The 16818-nt window shown below is 68.4% G+C and carries 15 protein-coding genes; 5 read left to right on the top strand and 10 right to left on the bottom strand.

The features are described 5' to 3' along the window. Positions 1-32: 32 nt before the first annotated feature. Positions 33-974: a carbon-nitrogen hydrolase family protein gene (locus ASC67_RS01235; protein ID WP_056314498.1), complete on the top strand. Its 942-nt coding sequence runs from the start codon at positions 33-35 to the stop codon at positions 972-974. Between the two features lie 60 nt (positions 975-1034). Here the strand turns inward: ASC67_RS01235 and ASC67_RS01230 are convergent, their stop codons facing one another. The 5 genes from ASC67_RS01230 to ASC67_RS01210 all read right to left on the bottom strand — a co-directional run bounded on the left by ASC67_RS01230 (position 1035) and on the right by ASC67_RS01210 (position 8512). Continuing rightward, positions 1035-1460 (bottom strand): GreA/GreB family elongation factor, encoded by a 426-nt coding sequence (locus tag ASC67_RS01230; RefSeq protein WP_082535755.1) that lies wholly within the window; start codon positions 1458-1460, stop codon positions 1035-1037. Positions 1461-1812: 352 nt separating this feature from the next. Beyond that, positions 1813-2646 (bottom strand): VacJ family lipoprotein, encoded by an 834-nt coding sequence (locus ASC67_RS01225; protein WP_082535754.1) that lies wholly within the window; start codon positions 2644-2646, stop codon positions 1813-1815. Between the two features lie 123 nt (positions 2647-2769). Then, positions 2770-5895: an efflux RND transporter permease subunit gene (locus ASC67_RS01220; RefSeq protein WP_056314496.1), complete on the bottom strand. Its 3126-nt coding sequence runs from the start codon at positions 5893-5895 to the stop codon at positions 2770-2772. Then, entirely contained in the window at positions 5892-7046 is a 1155-nt protein-coding gene (locus ASC67_RS01215) for an efflux RND transporter periplasmic adaptor subunit (RefSeq protein ID WP_056314495.1), read from the bottom strand. Before ASC67_RS01215 ends, ASC67_RS01220 begins: the two co-directional genes overlap by 4 nt. Further along, positions 7043-8512, bottom strand: a complete 1470-nt coding sequence (locus ASC67_RS01210; protein ID WP_156466611.1) for an efflux transporter outer membrane subunit — start codon at positions 8510-8512, stop codon at positions 7043-7045. Before ASC67_RS01210 ends, ASC67_RS01215 begins: the two co-directional genes overlap by 4 nt. 378 nt (positions 8513-8890) lie before the next feature. On the opposite strand from ASC67_RS01210, the gene ASC67_RS01205 reads away from it, so the two are divergent. From ASC67_RS01205 to ASC67_RS01195, 3 genes are read left to right on the top strand one after another with little or no spacing between them, the layout of a single operon-like run. Further along, a complete protein-coding gene (locus ASC67_RS01205; protein ID WP_235566183.1) occupies positions 8891-9559 on the top strand; it encodes a MipA/OmpV family protein in 669 nt (222 codons plus the stop codon). After that, positions 9559-10245, top strand: a complete 687-nt coding sequence (locus ASC67_RS01200; protein WP_056314492.1) for a response regulator transcription factor — start codon at positions 9559-9561, stop codon at positions 10243-10245. Before ASC67_RS01205 ends, ASC67_RS01200 begins: the two co-directional genes overlap by 1 nt. After that, entirely contained in the window at positions 10214-11644 is a 1431-nt protein-coding gene (locus ASC67_RS01195) for an ATP-binding protein (RefSeq protein ID WP_056314491.1), read from the top strand. The genes ASC67_RS01200 and ASC67_RS01195 overlap by 32 nt, the downstream gene beginning before the upstream one ends. 3 nt (positions 11645-11647) lie before the next feature. Here ASC67_RS01195 and ASC67_RS01190 read toward each other — a convergent pair whose 3' ends face one another. The 5 genes from ASC67_RS01190 to ASC67_RS01170 all read right to left on the bottom strand — a co-directional run bounded on the left by ASC67_RS01190 (position 11648) and on the right by ASC67_RS01170 (position 15588). Continuing rightward, a complete protein-coding gene (locus tag ASC67_RS01190) occupies positions 11648-12622 on the bottom strand; it encodes an aspartyl/asparaginyl beta-hydroxylase domain-containing protein (RefSeq protein WP_056314490.1) in 975 nt (324 codons plus the stop codon). A gap of 220 nt (positions 12623-12842) precedes the next feature. Next, positions 12843-13154 (bottom strand): AzlD family protein, encoded by a 312-nt coding sequence (locus ASC67_RS01185; RefSeq protein ID WP_235566182.1) that lies wholly within the window; start codon positions 13152-13154, stop codon positions 12843-12845. Further along, complete coding sequence (locus ASC67_RS01180) at positions 13141-13866, bottom strand: AzlC family ABC transporter permease (protein WP_056314488.1); 726 nt, start codon at positions 13864-13866, stop codon at positions 13141-13143. Before ASC67_RS01180 ends, ASC67_RS01185 begins: the two co-directional genes overlap by 14 nt. Before the next feature lie 122 nt (positions 13867-13988). Continuing rightward, a complete protein-coding gene (locus ASC67_RS01175) occupies positions 13989-14627 on the bottom strand; it encodes a phosphatidylcholine/phosphatidylserine synthase (RefSeq protein WP_056314487.1) in 639 nt (212 codons plus the stop codon). A 31-nt stretch (positions 14628-14658) separates the two neighbouring features. Beyond that, entirely contained in the window at positions 14659-15588 is a 930-nt protein-coding gene (locus ASC67_RS01170) for a LysR substrate-binding domain-containing protein (RefSeq protein WP_056314486.1), read from the bottom strand. 111 nt (positions 15589-15699) lie between these two features. Here ASC67_RS01170 and ASC67_RS01165 point away from each other — a divergent pair, with 111 nt between their 5' ends. Then, positions 15700-16788 carry a tartrate dehydrogenase gene (locus ASC67_RS01165; RefSeq protein WP_056314485.1) on the top strand — a complete coding sequence of 363 codons (1089 nt, stop codon included), beginning with the start codon at positions 15700-15702 and terminating at the stop codon, positions 16786-16788. Positions 16789-16818: the final 30 nt, after the last annotated feature.

Genomic DNA, 16818 nt, shown 5'->3' with positions numbered 1-16818 from the left:
CGGTCGGGCAGCCCCTGCCCAGGAGAGACACCATGACCCAGATCGCCATCATTCAACGCCCGCCGGTCCTGCTCGATCGCGGCGCCACCCTCGCAAAGGCCGTGCAATGGGTCGCCGAAGCCGCCGCTGCGGGGGCGACGCTGATCGTCTTTCCCGAGACCTTCATCGCGGGTTACCCCTCCTGGATATGGCGGCTCGCGCCGGGAAAGGACGGCGCCGTCATGGGCCAACTGCACGCCCGCCTGCTCGCCAGCGCGGTGGACATCGGCGGCGGAGACCTGGCCGAACTCTGCGAGGCCGCCTGCGCCCACGAAGTAACGATCGTATGCGGCATGAACGAATGCGATCGCTCGCATGGCGGCGGGACGCTCTACAACAGCGTGGTCGTCATCGGCACCGACGGCCAGCTGCAGAACCGGCACCGCAAGCTGATGCCGACCAACCCGGAACGCATGGTTCACGGTCTGGGCGACGCGTCGGGATTGCGCGTGGTGGACACGCCGGCCGGCCGGGTGGGCAGCCTCATCTGCTGGGAAAACTACATGCCGCTGGCGCGCTACGCGCTGTACGCCCAGGGCGTGGAGATCTACATCGCGCCCACCTACGACAGCGGAGACGCCTGGATCGGAACGATGCGCCATATCGCCCTCGAAGGCCGGTGCTGGGTGATCGGCAGCGGCACGGCGCTGCGCGCCAGCGACATTCCGGAAGACTTCCCTGGCCGCGCGGCGCTGTTTCCCGATGCCGAGGAATGGATCAACGACGGCGATTCGGTGGTGGTCGACCCAATGGGAAAGATCGTCGCGGGGCCGTTGCGCCGCGAGGCCGGCGTGCTGTATGCGGAGATCGACGTGGCGCGCGTGGCGCCGGCGCGCCGAACGCTCGACGTCACCGGGCACTACGCGCGGCCGGACCTCTTCGAGTTGCAGGTGCGCCGCGTGGCGGCGACCCCGGTGCGCTACGTCGATGCGTGAGCGCCGCGCTCCGGAGTCGATGCTCATCTGCGTTGCCCGCCACGGCGGGGATGTCGAAAGCTACGTCGCGTAGTCGCCGCTAGCCTCGGGCTGGAAGAGGATGGCCAGGACCTCGGCCGATCGCTCTTCGCCCGCGGGCGTGGACCAGCGCGCCACGCCGCCGACCGTGTGCCCGAGCAGGCTCGCACCCACCGGGGACAGCACCGACACGAAGCCCGCCGCAGGCTCCGCGTCGGCCGGGTAGCACAGCGTGAGCTTGCTGCGAAGGCCACTGGTCTGATCCTGCAGAAGCACCTGCGAATACATCGTCACCACGTCGGGCCGGACCTGGCGGGACGGCACGACGGCGCAGGCGTCGAGCACCTGCTCGATCGACGCGCAAGGGGTGGACAGGGAGCCGTCGCCGCGCCGGTGACGGCGCGCGAGGCTCAGCAGACGAACATGGTCGAGATCAGTGAGCGTGCGCTCGAGTGCCAGGACTTCCACGGAGCATTCCTTCAGTAGAGGCTGCATGCCGACCAGTGGCCGACACACGCCATCGCGCGGGCGGGAGGCCCGGCGATCTGAGGTTTGCGCAAAGTGGGTGGAGGTGATCGCCGGGCCTAGAAATGTGCGGCCGGCAGACGGATGCGAGTCCCCGCCCCGGCCCGCGGCGCGGGCGCATGCAGCCAGCCAGCGGCCGGAGTGGCCGCCTGGCGAGGTGCACCGCGAAGGGCGGCGATGAGGGGGATGGAGCCCATGCCGAGACTCTACGGGCGGCGCTTCTTTCGTGCAACGAACCGAGGGCAAGTCGCACTGTGGCGTGGGCGTATTGCGAGGACCCGCAGTGCTCCTGTCGCTATCGGCTCTCCATCACTTCCGCCGCGCTCTCGTGATCGCCATCGTTGTCGTGAGCCTGCTCACTCTCGCGCTGCTTGCGACGCTGGAGATACGCATCGCGAACGAAGAGGTACTTGTCCAAGGCGACGTCGTCGATCAGCTGGGTGATCTCCAGCAACCCGGCGCGCGTGTCGACGATGCCGAGAACTGTCAGCACATTGGCCGTCCCGGCGTCGCTGATCTGAGACGATGCACTGGCCATGATGTTGATCGGCAATGCTGCGAGACCACGCAGATCGGATGGCCCGAACAGCGGAAACACCAGGTACGCGCCGCCGGCCACACCCCATGATCCCAACGTGTCGTTGAAGTCCTCGCCCTGGTGCGGCATCCCCCAATCGGTGGCGACGTCCATCACACCCAGCAAGCCGACGGTTGTATTGGTACCGAACCGACCGATGTCGGAGAGGCCATCCTTCACTCGCCCCTGCAGGAACAGGTTCACACCCGACCAGGGGTCGCCGAGATTGGAGAAGAAGTTCGAGACGCCTGTTCTTATCCGTGCCGGTACGGCCGTCTTGTAGGCCGTGGCCACCGGCTTCAGGACAGCCTTGTCCACGCCTTCGTTCAGCGCGAACGTCTTCCGGTTCATAGACTCCAGCGGATCGGGATTCTGCGGCGTGGCGCAGCCCGAGAGCCAGACGCTGGACGCCAGCAGCAGAGCCGGCAGGCACGTCGGCCGCAGGCCTCGGTGCAGGGGCTCGCCCCACGCAGCATCCGCCGGCTTCTTGTCCGTGCGCGGCTTTCGGCATGGCCCGCCGTGGGCATCCTGGAAGAGTGAGGGCGACGGCATGCAAGGCTCCCGATCCGACAACTGAGACAAGGTGCATCGTCGCGGAGCACGGCTTTCCGAACACTTACCAAGGCATCGCAAGCGACCGATCGAACGCTCGCCGGAACGCGCGCCGATGACGAGCTATCGGAGTTCGCTCGACTCCCCGCGGGCCGCAGGATAGTGGTTGCGATCCAGGCTGCGCCGACCGAGCAGCGCGCCACGCAGCCACTGCACGGAGTCGTCGACATAGGTGATGACGACCGGGATCACCAGCAGGCTCAGGAACGTCGACGAGATCAGCCCTCCGATCACCACGATGGCCATGGGCGCCCGGAAGCTCGGATCGCCTCCCCACCCGAGCGCGACGGGAAACATGCCGGCGCCCATCGCGAGGGTGGTCATGACGATGGGGCGCGCGCGCTTGCGGCAGGCATCGAGGATGGCCTCCGCGCGGCTCAGGCCGTGCTGCTCGCGGGCGATAACCGCATAGTCCACGAGCAGGATCGAGTTCTTCGTCGCGATCCCCATCAGCATGATCAGTCCGATCATGGATGGCATCGACATCGACGAAGCCGTGACGTACAGCGCCACGAAGGCGCCCGGCACCGACAGCACCAGGGCCACGAGGATGGTCACCGGCTGCACGAAGTCCTTGAACAGCAGCACCAGCACGACATAGATGCAAAGCACACCCGTAAGCATGGCGATGCCGAACCCATAGGCCAGTTCGGCCATGTCCTCGGCGTCACCGCTCGCGCCGTGCCGGATGCCTTGCGGCAGTTGCTGCAGGCTGGGGAGCGACAGCGCCGCCTGCTCCACCTCGCTCAAGGGGCGGCCGTTCAACTCGACCTCGAGGTTGACGTTGCGCCTGCGGTCACGGCGCGTGATCTCCGTGGGGCCGCTGCCGATGTCCAGCGACGCGACGTTCTCCAGTGCCACGGGTCCGTGCGCCCCCGGCACGGGCAATTGCCTGAGCGTGTCGATGTCCCGCCGCGCCGCGCCTTCCAGCTTCACCACCACGGGCACCTGCCGCTCGCCGAGGTTGAGCTTGGCGAGCGCCTGGTCGAGGTCGCCAGCCGTCGCGACACGCAATGTCTCGGCGATGTCCGCGGACGTGACGCCCAGATCGGCGGCGCGCGCGAAGTCGGGGCGCACCACCAGTTCCGGTTGCACCAGACCCGCGGAGGACGTGACGGCCCCGATGCCGGGGACCGTTCGCAACTCGCGCTCCACCTGCTCGGCGGCCTGTGCCAGTGCCCGGTCATCGTCACCGGTGAGCACCATCACGTAGTTGTCGTCGGAACCGCCACCGCCGACATTGACACGCGCGCCGGGCAAACCCGCCAGGGCCTCGCGGAGTTGCTGCTCGATCTGCTGCTGGTGCAGGCCGGAGCGGACATCGCGATGCGAGAGGTTCACGGTCAGCACCGCGGTGCGCACATTGCTGGCCACCGGGCCGTCGTCACCGGGCCCCGAACCGCTTCGACTGCCGCCGACTGCGGTGTAGATGGTCCGGGCGTGCTCGTTCCGACGCACGATCTCGCGCGCTTGCTCGGCAAGGGCCAGGGTGTCCTCGAGGTTGCTGCCGGGCGGCAGGGTCAGCGAAACCTGGGTCTGTGCCCCGTCGTCGGGCGGAATGAAAGAGCCTGGCAGCGTGGACGCCAGGAACAGGCCGCCGCCGAAGAAAGCGGACGCCAGCCCGAGCGTGAGCCGGCGCCGCCGCAAGCACCAGCGCGCCCAGCCCAGGTAGGTTTCCATCCAGCCGGGCTCGCGATCGTGCGGATTCTTCGGCGCCTCGAGCAGGTAGGCCGCCATCATGGGGGTGAGCATGCGGGCCACGACGAGCGAGAAGAACACCGCGATGGCTGCCGTCCAGCCGAACTGCACGAAGTACTTGCCGACCACGCCGCTCATGAACGCCGTGGGCAGGAACACGGCGATGAGCGTCGCGGTCGTGGCGACGACCGCCAGCCCGATCTCGTCCGCTGCCTCCATCGCCGCCTGGTACGGGCTCTTGCCCATGCGCAGGTGGCGGGCGATGTTCTCGATCTCGACGATGGCGTCGTCCACCAGCACGCCGACCACCAGCGACAGCGACAGCAACGTCACCGTGTTGAGCGTGAAGCCCATCAGGTGCATGACCGCGAAGGTCGGGATGATGGACAGCGGCAAAGCCACGGCCGCCACGAAGGTCGAGCGCCAGTCGCGCAGGAAGACGAGCACGACCAGCACGGCCAGCGCCGCCCCCTCGTAGAGCAGACCCATCGAGCCCCGGTAGTTCTCCAGGACCGGATCGACGGCGTTCACGGCCTCGACGACCTCGATTCCCGGATGCGCGGTCTTCAGCGCCAGCAGCGCGCCGCGCACTCCGGCAGCCACATCCAGCTCACCCGCACCGCGCGCGCGCGTGATCTCGAAGCCGACCACCGGCCTGCCGTCCAGCAAGGCCGCGGAGCGCGGGTCGGCGACACCATCGACCACCGTCGCGACCTGGTCGAGCCGGAGGGGCCGGCCGTTGCTCAGCACGAGTTCGATGGCGGCCAGTTCCTTGGCCGACTGCACCGTGGCAATGGTCCGCACCTGCTGCTCGGAACCACCCAGGTCGGCGCGGCCCCCCGCAGCCTCCTGCTGGACCAGCTGCAACCGCCTCGAGATGTCCGCCGCCGAGGCATTCAGCGCCAGCAGCCGTGCCGGGTCGAGCTCCACCCTGATCTCGCGCGTGACGCCACCGACGCGGCGGACCGCACCGACGCCCGGCACGGCGAGCAGCGTCTTGCCGATCTGGTGGTCTACGAACCACGACAGCGCCTCCTCGTCCATGCGCGACGAGGCCACCGTGTAGGTGAGGATGGGCGAACCGGCGGTGGTGGTCTTCTGGATCACGGGGTCGCGCAGATCGCCCGGCAGGTCACCGCGAACGCGTGCCACCGCATCGCGCACGTCATCCAAAGCCTCCTGCGATGGCTTCTCGAGCTGAAAGTCCACCGCGATGACGGCCGTGCCGTCGGTCAACGTGGTGTTGATGTGCTTGACACCTTGCACCGTGGCCAGCGAGTTCTCGATTCTTCGCGCGACTTCGGTCTCGAGTTGCGATGGCGATGCCCCCGGCAGCGAGGCGGTGATCGTCACCGTGGACAAGTCCATGTCCGGGAAGTTCTGGACACGCATCGCCGCGAAGCCCATCAGGCCGGCGAACGTGAGGAGCACGAACAGCAGGAGGCCTGGGGTCGGATTGCGGATCGACCAGGAGGAGACGTTGATGCTCATGGCCTGCGATCCATCACCAGAAGTCCGGTGCGCCCAAGGCCCGTCTGCCCTTCGACCACATTCACCAGATCCCCGTCCCCCAGGAACGCCCCTCCCCTGGCGACGACTCTCGTGGCGGCATCGACGCCGGCGAGGACCTCGACACGATCGCCGGCGCGTCGGCCGAGCTTCACCTTGGTCTGGAGCACCCTGGAGTCGGGCCCGACGCGCAAGACGTAGTCGAAGCCCTCTCGCTGCAGCACGGCCGCCTGCGGCAGCGTGAGGGCCTGGCTGCCCCTGCCGACCTCGATCTCGCCGCGCGCGAACATGCCGGCGCGTGCCGTGCCGCCCGCCGGCAGGTCGACGTAGACGGCACCGGTGCGTGTCTGCGTGTCCACGGCCGGCGCGACCATGCGCACCGTGCCCAGGATGGCCTCGCCGCCCACCGGCGTCACGGTGGCGCCCTGGCCCGGACTGAGCCGCGCCAGCTGGGGCGCGGCCACCTCGGCACGCCACTCGAGCCGGCTGCGCCGGATCAGCCGGAACAGCTCCTGCCCGGCGGGCAGGACTGCGCCCACGGTGGCGCTGCGCGTGGAGATCACGCCATCGTCGGGCGCGCGCACCTCGGTCTGCGCGAGGCGCAGTTCCTGCGTCCGGGCGACGGCCCTGGCAGCTTCATGGCGCGCCTCGGCCATGCGTTCCGCCGTCAAGTACTGGTTGATCTGCTGGACGGAGAGGGCCCCACTGGCCTGCAGGTCGCGCGCTCGCTGCGCGTTGGCTGCAGCCTCGGCCAGGGCGGCCTCGGATTCGGCCAGCGCTGCCCGGCGGCTCGCGAGCTCGGTCGCGACCGGCGCGGCCTCGAATCTCGCCAGCACCTGCCCGCGCCGCACGCGGTCGCCGACGTTGACCCTGACCTCGGTCAGGCGCAGGCCATCGGCCTCCGTCCCGACGCTGGCTTCCTGCCAGGCCGCGATGTTGCCGTTGGCGGGGACGCGAAGGGGCAGTGTTGCCAGCTGGGGTTGAATGACCGTCACGGCCAAGGCAGGCTTGGCAACCGGCTGACGGTTCTCGGCCTGGGCGTTGGCGACCTGCGCACAGAAGGCGGCGACCGACCCGGCGATCACGAGCAGGGTCGGTGCGAAACGGCAGGGGCTGCGATGGGAGTTCGTCATGTTCGGAAGGCCTGCGTTGAAGGCATGGGTGTCACGGCGTCGGCGGTCGTCGACGAAGGTCGCCAGCCACCGCCGATGGCGCGGTAGGTGTCGACCCAGGCGATGACGGACTCGCGCTGCTGCTCGATCAGCGCGCTGCGCGCGGCGACCAGGCTGCGGCGCGCGTCCTCGAGTTCGAACAGGCTTGCGAGTCCGCCGCGATAGCGCGCCTCGGCGGCCTGGTACGAGCGTTCGAAGCCGACGACGGCCGTGCGCACGTCCTCGCCGCGCGCGGTGGCGCCGCGCAGCGCGACCAGGGCGGTCTCCACCTCGCGCACGGCGGCGCGCAGGCTGGCGGCGTAGGCCGTGCGGGCCGACTCGTAGCGTGCACGGGCGGCGTCGGCATTGGCGCGACGCACACCCGCGTCGAAGAGCGGCAGCGTGACGGAGACCGGGCCGATGCTCCAGACCTTGCCGTCGGTGCTGACGCCGCCGCTGCGCTGCCGGGCTGCGGCGATGCTGCCGCTCAGCGCAATGCGCGGCCAGCGCAGGGCCTCGGCCTGATCGGCGTCGGCGCTGGCCGCGACGAGCTCGGCGGCGGCCGCGGCGATGTCGGGCCGCTGGGCCAGCGCCACGGCCGGCACCGAGGCGACGCGCAGAGCGGCCGGCTGCGGAAGCTGCGCCGACGATGCAGCGAGTTCCTGTCGCAGCGCGGCTTCGTCGACGGCAGTGAGCGCAACCAGCGACTTGACGACGATGTCGCACTGCGCGCGCTGCTGGGTGAGCGCTGCCCTGCTCTGTGCGGCGCTGGCGCGTGCCAGGTCGGCGGCGGCGGGTGCCTGGAAGCCAGCGCCTGCGGCCAGAACGGTCAGGCGCGAGGTCTCGGCGCGCGAGCGAACATCCAGCTCCGCTTGCGCCAGCTGCGCCTCGCAGGCGCGCAGGCCGACGTAGGCCGTGGCCACCTCGGCGGCGACCGAGACGCGTGCGTCGTGCCAGCCGGCCCGGCTGGACTCCAGGCGTGCCTGCGCGGCCCGGGCGCCGGCACGCTGGGCACCGAACAGGTCGAGTTCCCAGCTGGCCTGCAGCCCGACCGACGAGGTCGTGGCCATGGGCGCGCCCGGACTCTGGACGACGCGGCTGGCGCTCACGCTGGCATCGAGCGCCGGCACCAGCGCCGCGCCGCTGGCCGTGCGGACTGCGCGCGCGTCGGCGATACGCGCACTGGCCTGCGCCAGCGTGGCGCTTGCCTGCTGGCCGGACTCGATCAGCCGCAGCATCAGGGGATCGTCGAACTGCGCCCACCAGTGGCTCAGGTCGGCCAGGTCACCGCCGTGGGCTGCGTCCTGCGGCAACGGCGCATGCCACTGCAGGGGCACGGGTGCCGACGCGCTGCCCGGCGTGGTGTCCGGTGGCGCGGTGGTGCAGCCGGCGAGCAGCAATAGCGCTGTGAGGCAAGGCGCGCACTGCCGGCCCATGGCGAGAGTCATCTGTTCTGGCGAGGCGTCCCCATCTCTGGCGATCGCTGGTCGGTTGCCTGGCCACGCACGGCCGCCGGCATCGTCACGCGGCCTGTCTTTCCGCCTACTTTCCGGACGACCGGCGAGTGCGCACCGGTCGGAAAGTGCGCGGTAAGAGTCGGTCCGAAATGATCCCGGCTCCTCAACGACCGACCAGAGCCACCCATGTCACTTCCTCACCTGCCAGGCCGGGGCCCATCGACTCCGCTGCGGCGCGCGGCGAACCTGTCCGCACTGGCCATCGTGATGAGCGCTGCTGCCTCGACCGCCGCGGCCCAGCAACCGGGCCCCGAGGGATCGGGAGGCCCTGGAGGGCCCGGGGGCAGCAGCTGGGGCCTGGGACTCGGCGTGTTCAGCGCGCAAAAGCCCTACACGGGCAGCGATCGTGAAACCAAGGTGCTGCCTTTACTCCAGTTCGAAAACCAGTATGTGAAGGTCGGCGCGCTGGGCATCGAGGTGAAGCTGCCCGGCCTCGACCTGGGAGACAGGCAGCGGCTCGACTTCAGCATCGTGGGTCGGATGAACCTCGACGGCGCCGGCTACGAGGCCGACGACGCCCCCATCCTTGCCGGCATGGCCGAGCGCAAGGGTGGCTTCTGGACCGGTGCCCAGGTACAGTGGCGCAACGAGATGGCCAATGTCAGCGCCGAGTGGCTGGGCGACGTTGCGGGCAAGAGCAAGGGCCAGCGCTTCAGCCTGAGCGTGGAGAAGCCCTTTCGGCTGGGTCCGAACCTGATGATTTCCCCACGGCTGAGCGCCGCCTGGCTGGACAAGAAGTACGTCGACTACTACTTCGGCGTGCGAAGCAGCGAAGCGATGGCAGGGCGGCCTGCCTATGTCGGCAAGGCGGGTGTCGTTCCAGGGGTCGGTGTCAGAGCCATCTATCGCCTCGATTCACACCACTCGCTGATGTTCGATGCCCGCGTGGCTGGCTTGGCCAAGTCGATGAAGGACAGTCCGCTGGTGGACACCTCGACCGAGAACCGCGTGCTCGTGGGCTATCTGTACCGCTTCTGATGAGCCGGATTCTGCTGGTCGAGGACCACGAGCGACTTGCTCAACTGGTGAGCAACGGGTTGGCCGCCGCCGGCATCGCCGTGGACAGCGTCCAGCGCATCGATGCCGCCTGGTCTGCCCTCCACCAGGTGCCCTATGGCGCGATGGTCCTCGATCGGGGTCTGCCGGACGGTGACGGACTGGCCTTGCTGAAGCGGCTGCGTGACTTCGAGCTGACCATTCCCTGCCTGGTCCTGACGGCACGCGATGCGCTGAACGATCGGGTCGAAGGCCTGGACGCCGGTGCCGACGACTACCTGCCCAAGCCCTTCGCCATGGACGAGCTGGTGGCACGCGTCCGCGCGCTGCTGCGCCGTCCGGTGGAGTGCCTGCCGGTCACACCGGGGCACGGCGACCTGCAACTGCGGCCCGCCGACGGCATGCTCCACTGCGGCGAAGAGCGCGTGTCGCTGGCGGCGTCCGAGATGCAGATCATGCTGCTGCTGGCCCGCAAGAGCGGAGACACGGTGCGCCGCTCGGCGCTGGAAGCCGCCGCCTGGGGCCTGAGCGAGGCGGTCACCCCCAATGCCCTGGACGTGGCCCTGCATCGCATCCGCCGAAAGCTGCGCGCCGTCGGTTCGCGCCAGAAGATCGTCAACGTGAGAAGCCTCGGTTATGCGCTTCGTGAAGATGCACTGGCTGAATAGCCTCAGCGTCAAGGTCCTGATCGCCTATGTGATCGGCGCTGTGCTCAGCGTCCTTCTCATCGTGGCGACGGCCATTGCGATCGTCTCCACGCAAGGCGACGTGCTGTCCGGGCTGGACGTGGCCGACGCCACCCGGGACATGGCAGAAGAGCTCAGGTTCGACAGCGGCGGCGTACCCATCGGCGTCGGCGACAACCGGCTCGATCGCAACTTCAGCTTCGACCTCCAGGAGGACTTCAACCTCGAGTGGATCTTCGAGAGCCTGAAGCAGGAGGCCGCGTACCGTGTGCTGGACGCATCGGGGAAGGTCGTTCTGTACTCCGCCGCCGGCGCGACGTTCTGGCCTGAAGCGGGTGCCGCGGGTCCGCCGAAGCCGGGGCGCTTCGAGTTCGAGCACGAGGGGGTTGCGATGCGCGGTGCCACCGAGGCCGTGGAGCGCAACGGCCAGGTCTGGTACCTGCAGATGGCGGTCAGCCGCCGGTTCATGCACCTCATGTACCAGGCCTTCGCGCTGCCGTTCACCGGGGCCGGAGTGACCTTGTTCATCCTGGTGCTGCTCTTCGTCTTCGGCCCCTGCGTCTACGTCGCGCTGAGGCTGGCCCTGAAGCCGGTGCGGCGGCTCTCGGAGGCCGCTGCCGAGATCTCCCCGCGCTCGCTGCACGCACGACTGCCGACCCAGGCGGTGCCGAGCGAGATCACGCCGCTGGTGGACAGCTTCAACCGGGTTCTCGAACGCCTGGAACAGGGCTACCGCATCCAGCAGGAGTTTCTGGCGACCGCAGCCCATGAGCTCAAGACGCCGCTCGCACTGGTGCGTGCGCAGGTCGAACTCAGCCCGCACTCTGCCGACCGCAGCATGCTGCTTCGCGATGTCGAACACATGAGTCGGCAGGTGCAGCAACTGCTTCATCTGGCCGAAGCGAGCGAAGTGCAGAACTATCGACCCACGCTCATCGACATGCACGACGTGGTGCACGAAGCGGCCAGCTACTTGCAGCGCATGGCGGACGCTGCGAGCGTGCGCCTGGAGCTTCCGCAGCGGACCGTCGACGTCTCCTGGCAGGCCGACCATGGGGCGCTGTTCACGCTGTTGAAGAACTTGCTGGAGAACGCGATTCAGCACACGGCGGCGGGAACACTCGTGAGCGTGGAGTTCGACGCCACCACCCTGTCGGTGCGCGATTGGGGGCCGGGCGTGCCGCAGGATCAACTATCGAAGATCTTTGCCCGCTTCTGGCGCGGACCCCATCGCCGCGACGATGGTGCCGGCCTGGGCCTGACCATCTGCCAGGAGATCGCGCTGGCCCATGGATGGGAGCTTCGTGCCCATCGGGCGGAGCCGGGGCTGCGGGTCGTGGTTTCGAGCTCAAGCTCGGCGCAAGCCGATGTGCCGGCGTGAGGCTCAGAGAAGGATCCACTCGACGACATTGAAGACGGCGAAGACGAACGCCCCCAGCGCGCCCAGCAGCGTCGTGTTGAGCGTGAACTTCAGGGTCTTGTAGACGCGGCGGTGCCCCTCGCGCAGCTTCAACGTCTTCCGACGCCAGGGCTCGACACTGGAGAACAGTGCGCTGAACAGCCCGCGTCGATCCTCCGGCGTGTTGGGAACGACGGTTCCCTTGGCGATGCAGAAGTAGGCGGCACGCAGAAGACGCCCGATGGCGTTCATCGGGCGATCCACATCACACAGCAGGATGATGCGCGGCACGTCGGTCTCGTTGCGCGCATGGTGCGGATAGGTCTCGTCGAACACGAAATCCTGGCCGTCGTACCAGGCGCAGGGTTGGCCGTCGACGTTGATGTGGCATCGCTCCGAGTTCGGTGTCACCAGCGCAAGGTGATACCGAAGCGAGCAGGCCATCGGATCCGAATGCAGCGACAGTTCGGCTCCTGGCGGCAAGATGGAGAACATGGCCCCCCGGATCTCCGGCACCTGATCGAGCAACGCCAGCGTTTTCGGGCACAGCCGCTGCGCCGACTTGTGGGTGGTGCCGTACCACTTCAGGTAGAACTTGCTCCATCCGCGCTTGTAGAACGTTCGGAACCCGACGTCGTAGTAGCCGACCGAGTCCGGCTCCTTGGCGGCTTCGAACGCGCCGGTCGACTGAAGCGCCAGCGCCTCGTCACGCAGGGTCATCCAGTTGGCTCGCAGGACGCCGATGTTCTTCAGGTAGTCGGCATCCAGCACCGGTTTGCGAGCCCAGGCCCGAGTCGACATGTACATCAGGCAGTTCAACGGCGCGAAGACAGGCCAGCTCTTGCGCATGTACTGAGCGAAGCTGGCATAGCGGGCAGTGCCGCGCCAGCGGTAGACGTAGGCAACGGACCCGGCCGAGACGGCCGCGACGAAGCCCATGGCCAGCAGGCTGTAGCTCATGGCAAGGGAAGGCGGCAAGGAACCGCTGTAGGGTGCATTGGGTTGGATTGTCGAGGGGCATCACTTTCCGGACACTTACCGGTGGCGGGCGTCCGGGCGCTGTAGTGCAGCTCGAACGGGGCTCGCTCCCGTCCGGCAAGCAGTTCGGACAGATTCTTCATCAGCGGCGCGCGTGAAGCGGCAACGGCGGCACTGACGCTCGCATGCGCCGCCGGTCGCGTCAGAAGTGCCGGAATATCGCGGCGGCCACCATGCCGGCGGCGATGGCCGGCAGCGGTTTCTTCAGCAGCAGCATGGCGATGGCCGTGGTCGCCAGGGCCAGCCTTGCGCCGCCGTCGCCGTCCATGGCGAGCGGTGCGAGCACGGCCACCAGGACCGAACCGGACATCGCGCCGATGAACTGCCGCATCCGGTGGCCGATGGGCACATAGGCCATGACGAACACGCCGCCCCACCGCGTTGCCAGTGTCACGATCGCCATGATCAACACGACCACCAGCGATCCGAAACCCAGCGTATCAATGCTCAACATCTTTTTCTTCCGTCCAGATCGCACCCACCAGGCCGCCCGCCAGGGCCCCCACCACGACGTGGCTGTTGTTGGCCAGGTACCGGTGGGCCAGCAGGGATGAAGCGGCAGCGACGCCCCAGATGACGAGCATTCGATAGTTCTTGGGGCCATCCGCCACCATGGCCAGCAGGAAGCAGCCCATCACCATGTCCATTCCGTACCGCCTTGGATCCTGGACGGCGCCGCCGAAGTAGGTGCCGAGCACCGTCCCCAGCACCCAGGACAGCCAGAGGGCCAGGCCACCGCCCAGCAACAGACCGAAGCCGGCTTGCCCCCGCGCGAGCGCCTGCATGGTCATGGCCCAGTTCGCATCGGACGCCAGCACCATCACGCCATAGCGCCGGGTCGTCGGCATGTGGCGCAGCCAGGGGTAGAGGGTTGCACCCATCAGCAGGTGCCGCGCATTGATGGCGAACACGGTCATCGCCAATGTGATGATCGGTAGGTGGGACCCCCACAAATCCAGCACGGCGAACTGCGCGACGCCGGCAAAGACCGTCGCGCTCATGAAGAAGATCAAGGGGCTGTCCAGCCCGACCTGCACCGCGGCCAGGCCGAACGCGGCACCGAATACGATCACGAAGGCGGCAAGGGGCATCATTTGCTTGAAGCCCTGCCACACCAGCTGACGGTCGATCTCGCTCAGTTTCGCTTCGGTCTCTGCATCGCTCATCGTTGGTCCTCACCCAGGGGGCATTCGTCTGCAGGCACGCCGCACCGGCCCTGCAGCCGGGCGAAGCCAGCCCTCGCCCGGCCCGACGGGCGGCAGGCCAGGAGCCAGCGCCCTGCGAACGCTCAAATCTTCGGAACGCGCAGCGTCTTGCTGATCATCAAGGTGCCCGACAGCGCGAACATCAGCACCAGCGGGTGCAGCGTCCAGCCGGCGATGGACCAGGCGCCGCCGGGCAACGGCGGCGTGAGCCCATGCTGCCACGCGATCGCCGCGAGCACCGCGGTCAGCACCACGCTGGTGGGAATGGGCGTGCCCTCGAAGTAAGGCACCTTGGCGGCGCCGGCCGACAGGCTCTCGGCCGTCACGTTGTAGCGCGCCAGGCGGCTCACGCCGCAGCACACGAAGTAGATCAGCACCACCACGTCCCAACCGCCGCGCAGGCCGCCGGCGAACGCCAGCGCGGCCGGCGCCACGCCGAAGGAGATCACGTCGGCCAGCGAATCGAGCTCGCGGCCCAGCGCCGAGTGCTGCTGCCGCCAGCGTGCCACGCGGCCGTCGAGCCAGTCGAACGCGAAGGCCAGTGGCGCCATCGCGGCGGCCCACAGGAAGTCGGCCAGCTCGCCGCTGCCCACGTACACCATCGCCAGGAACACGCCGGCCGTGCCGCAGGCGGCGTTGCCCAGGGTCACGAAGTCCGCGAGATGGAAGCCGCGGATCATCGACAGATGGCGAGGCGGCTGTGGTGTTGGGTTCTCGGGCATGCGGGCCTCGTTGCTTGGGAAGCGGTCGATCCTAGCCCTTGCCGGTCGCAGCCTGCTGGCTGAACGACAGCGCCACGAAGTCCACGAAGGCACGCACGCGCGCGGCCAGTTGGTGGCGCTGCGGATAGATCGCATGGATGTCCGCGTCGGGCGTGAAGTACTGCGGCAGCACCTGCACGAGACGGCCGTTCCTGAGGTGGCGTTCGATGTCCCATTCGGCGCGCATCAGGATGCCGTGGCCGTCGAGTGCCCAGTTGACCGCGATCTCGCCGTCGTTGGTGGTCAGGTTGCCGCGGGTCTTCACGGCCTCGGTGCTGGCGTTGCGGCCACGCCCGCTCGACAAGCGCCACAGGCCGTAGGCCTCCTCGCCCTGTCGGATGCCGATGCAGTTGTGCCGGGTCAGGTCGTTCGGGGTCTTGGGGATGCCGCGCCGGGCCAGGTAGGCCGGCGCCGCACACAGCAGGCGCCGGTTCGGCGCGATGTGCCGGGCGATCACGCGCGAATCCGGTGGCGCACCGAAGCGGATGCAGACGTCGAAGGCATCTTCCGTCAGTGGCGGCGGGTTGACCGACAGCTGCAGCTGCACCTCCACGTCGGGGTACTTGCGCACGAAGCGCGAGATCAGCGGCGCCACATGGCTGCGCCCGAAGCCAAGCGTGGCGTTCACTCTCAGCAGGCCCTTCGGCGTGGCCTTGGCCACGCCGATCAGCTCCTCCATGTCGTTGATCTCGCCGAGGATGCGCCGCGCATGCTCGAGGTAGACCTCGCCCTCCGGCGTGAGGCTCATGCGCCGCGTGGTGCGGTTCACCAGCGACACGCCGACGCGCGACTCCATCAGCGCCAGGTGCTTGCTGACGGCCGGCGTGGTGATGCCCAGCTCCCGCGCTGCCGCGCTCAGGCTGCCCGCCCCGGCGAGCACGGAGAAGAAGCCCAGATCCGAGGGTTGGATGCCGCTCGACATCAGCGTTCCATTGTTAGTTTCAGGTTAACGATGGATTCACTTTAGCGGTGCGAACGCAGGGCGTCCAGTTCCTAAAGTCTCCACACCGCCCCACCCCACACGGAGACCCCCATGAAGAGCTATCGCATCGCCACGATCCCCGGAGACGGCATCGGCAAGGAAGTCGTTCCCGCCGGTCAGCAGGTGCTGGAAGCCCTGGCCAGTACCAGCAAGGCCTTCCGCTTCGAGTTCGAGAACTTCGACTGGGGTGGCGACTACTTCCGCGAACATGGCGTGATGATGCCGGACGACGGCCTCAACGCGCTGCGCGACAAGGACGCGATCCTGTTCGGCTCGGCCGGTGACCCGCACATCCCCGACCACATCACGCTGTGGGGCCTGCGCCTGAAGATCTGCCAGGGCTTCGACCAGTACGCCAACGTGCGCCCCACGCGCATCCTGCCGGGCATCGACGGGCCGCTCAAGCGCTGCGGCCCCGATGACCTGAACTGGGTGATCGTGCGCGAGAACTCCGAAGGCGAGTACTCCGGTGTCGGTGGCCGAGTGCACCAGGGCCACCCGATCGAGGCCGCCACCGACGTATCGATGATGACCCGCGCTGGCGTCGAACGCATCATGCGTTTCGCGTTCAAGCTGGCGCAGTCGCGTCCCCGCAAGCTACTCACGGTCATCACCAAGAGCAACGCCCAGCGCCATGCCATGGTGATGTGGGACGAGATCGCGCTGCAGATCTCCAAGGAGTTCCCGGACGTCACCTGGGACAAGGAGCTCGTCGACGCGTCGACCGCCCGCATGATCAACCGCCCGGCGTCGCTCGACACCATCGTGGCGACCAACCTGCATGCCGACATCCTGAGCGACCTGGCCGCGGCGCTGGCCGGCAGCCTGGGCATCGCGCCCACCGGCAACATCGATCCCGAGCACCGCTACCCGTCGATGTTCGAGCCCATCCACGGTTCGGCCTTCGACATCATGGGCAAGGGCCTGGCCAATCCGGTCGGCACCTTCTGGTCGGTCGTGATGCTGCTCGAGCACCTGGGCGAAGCCGACGCCGCCCAGCGCGTGATGCAGGCCATCGAGCAGGTCACCGCCAACCCGGCGCTGCACACCCGCGACCTGGGCGGTCAGGCCACCACGGCCGAGGTCACGCAGGCGGTGTGCGGCCTGCTGGCCGCCAGCGCGCAGCGCAAGGCGGCCTGAGGCCACCGAGGCCGCGCGCCAAAGCGGCGC

This window comes from Methylibium sp. Root1272, assembly GCF_001425905.1.
GTDB lineage: Bacteria > Pseudomonadota > Gammaproteobacteria > Burkholderiales > Burkholderiaceae_C > Methylibium.
This window is presented reverse-complemented; position numbering and strand designations above follow the sequence as displayed.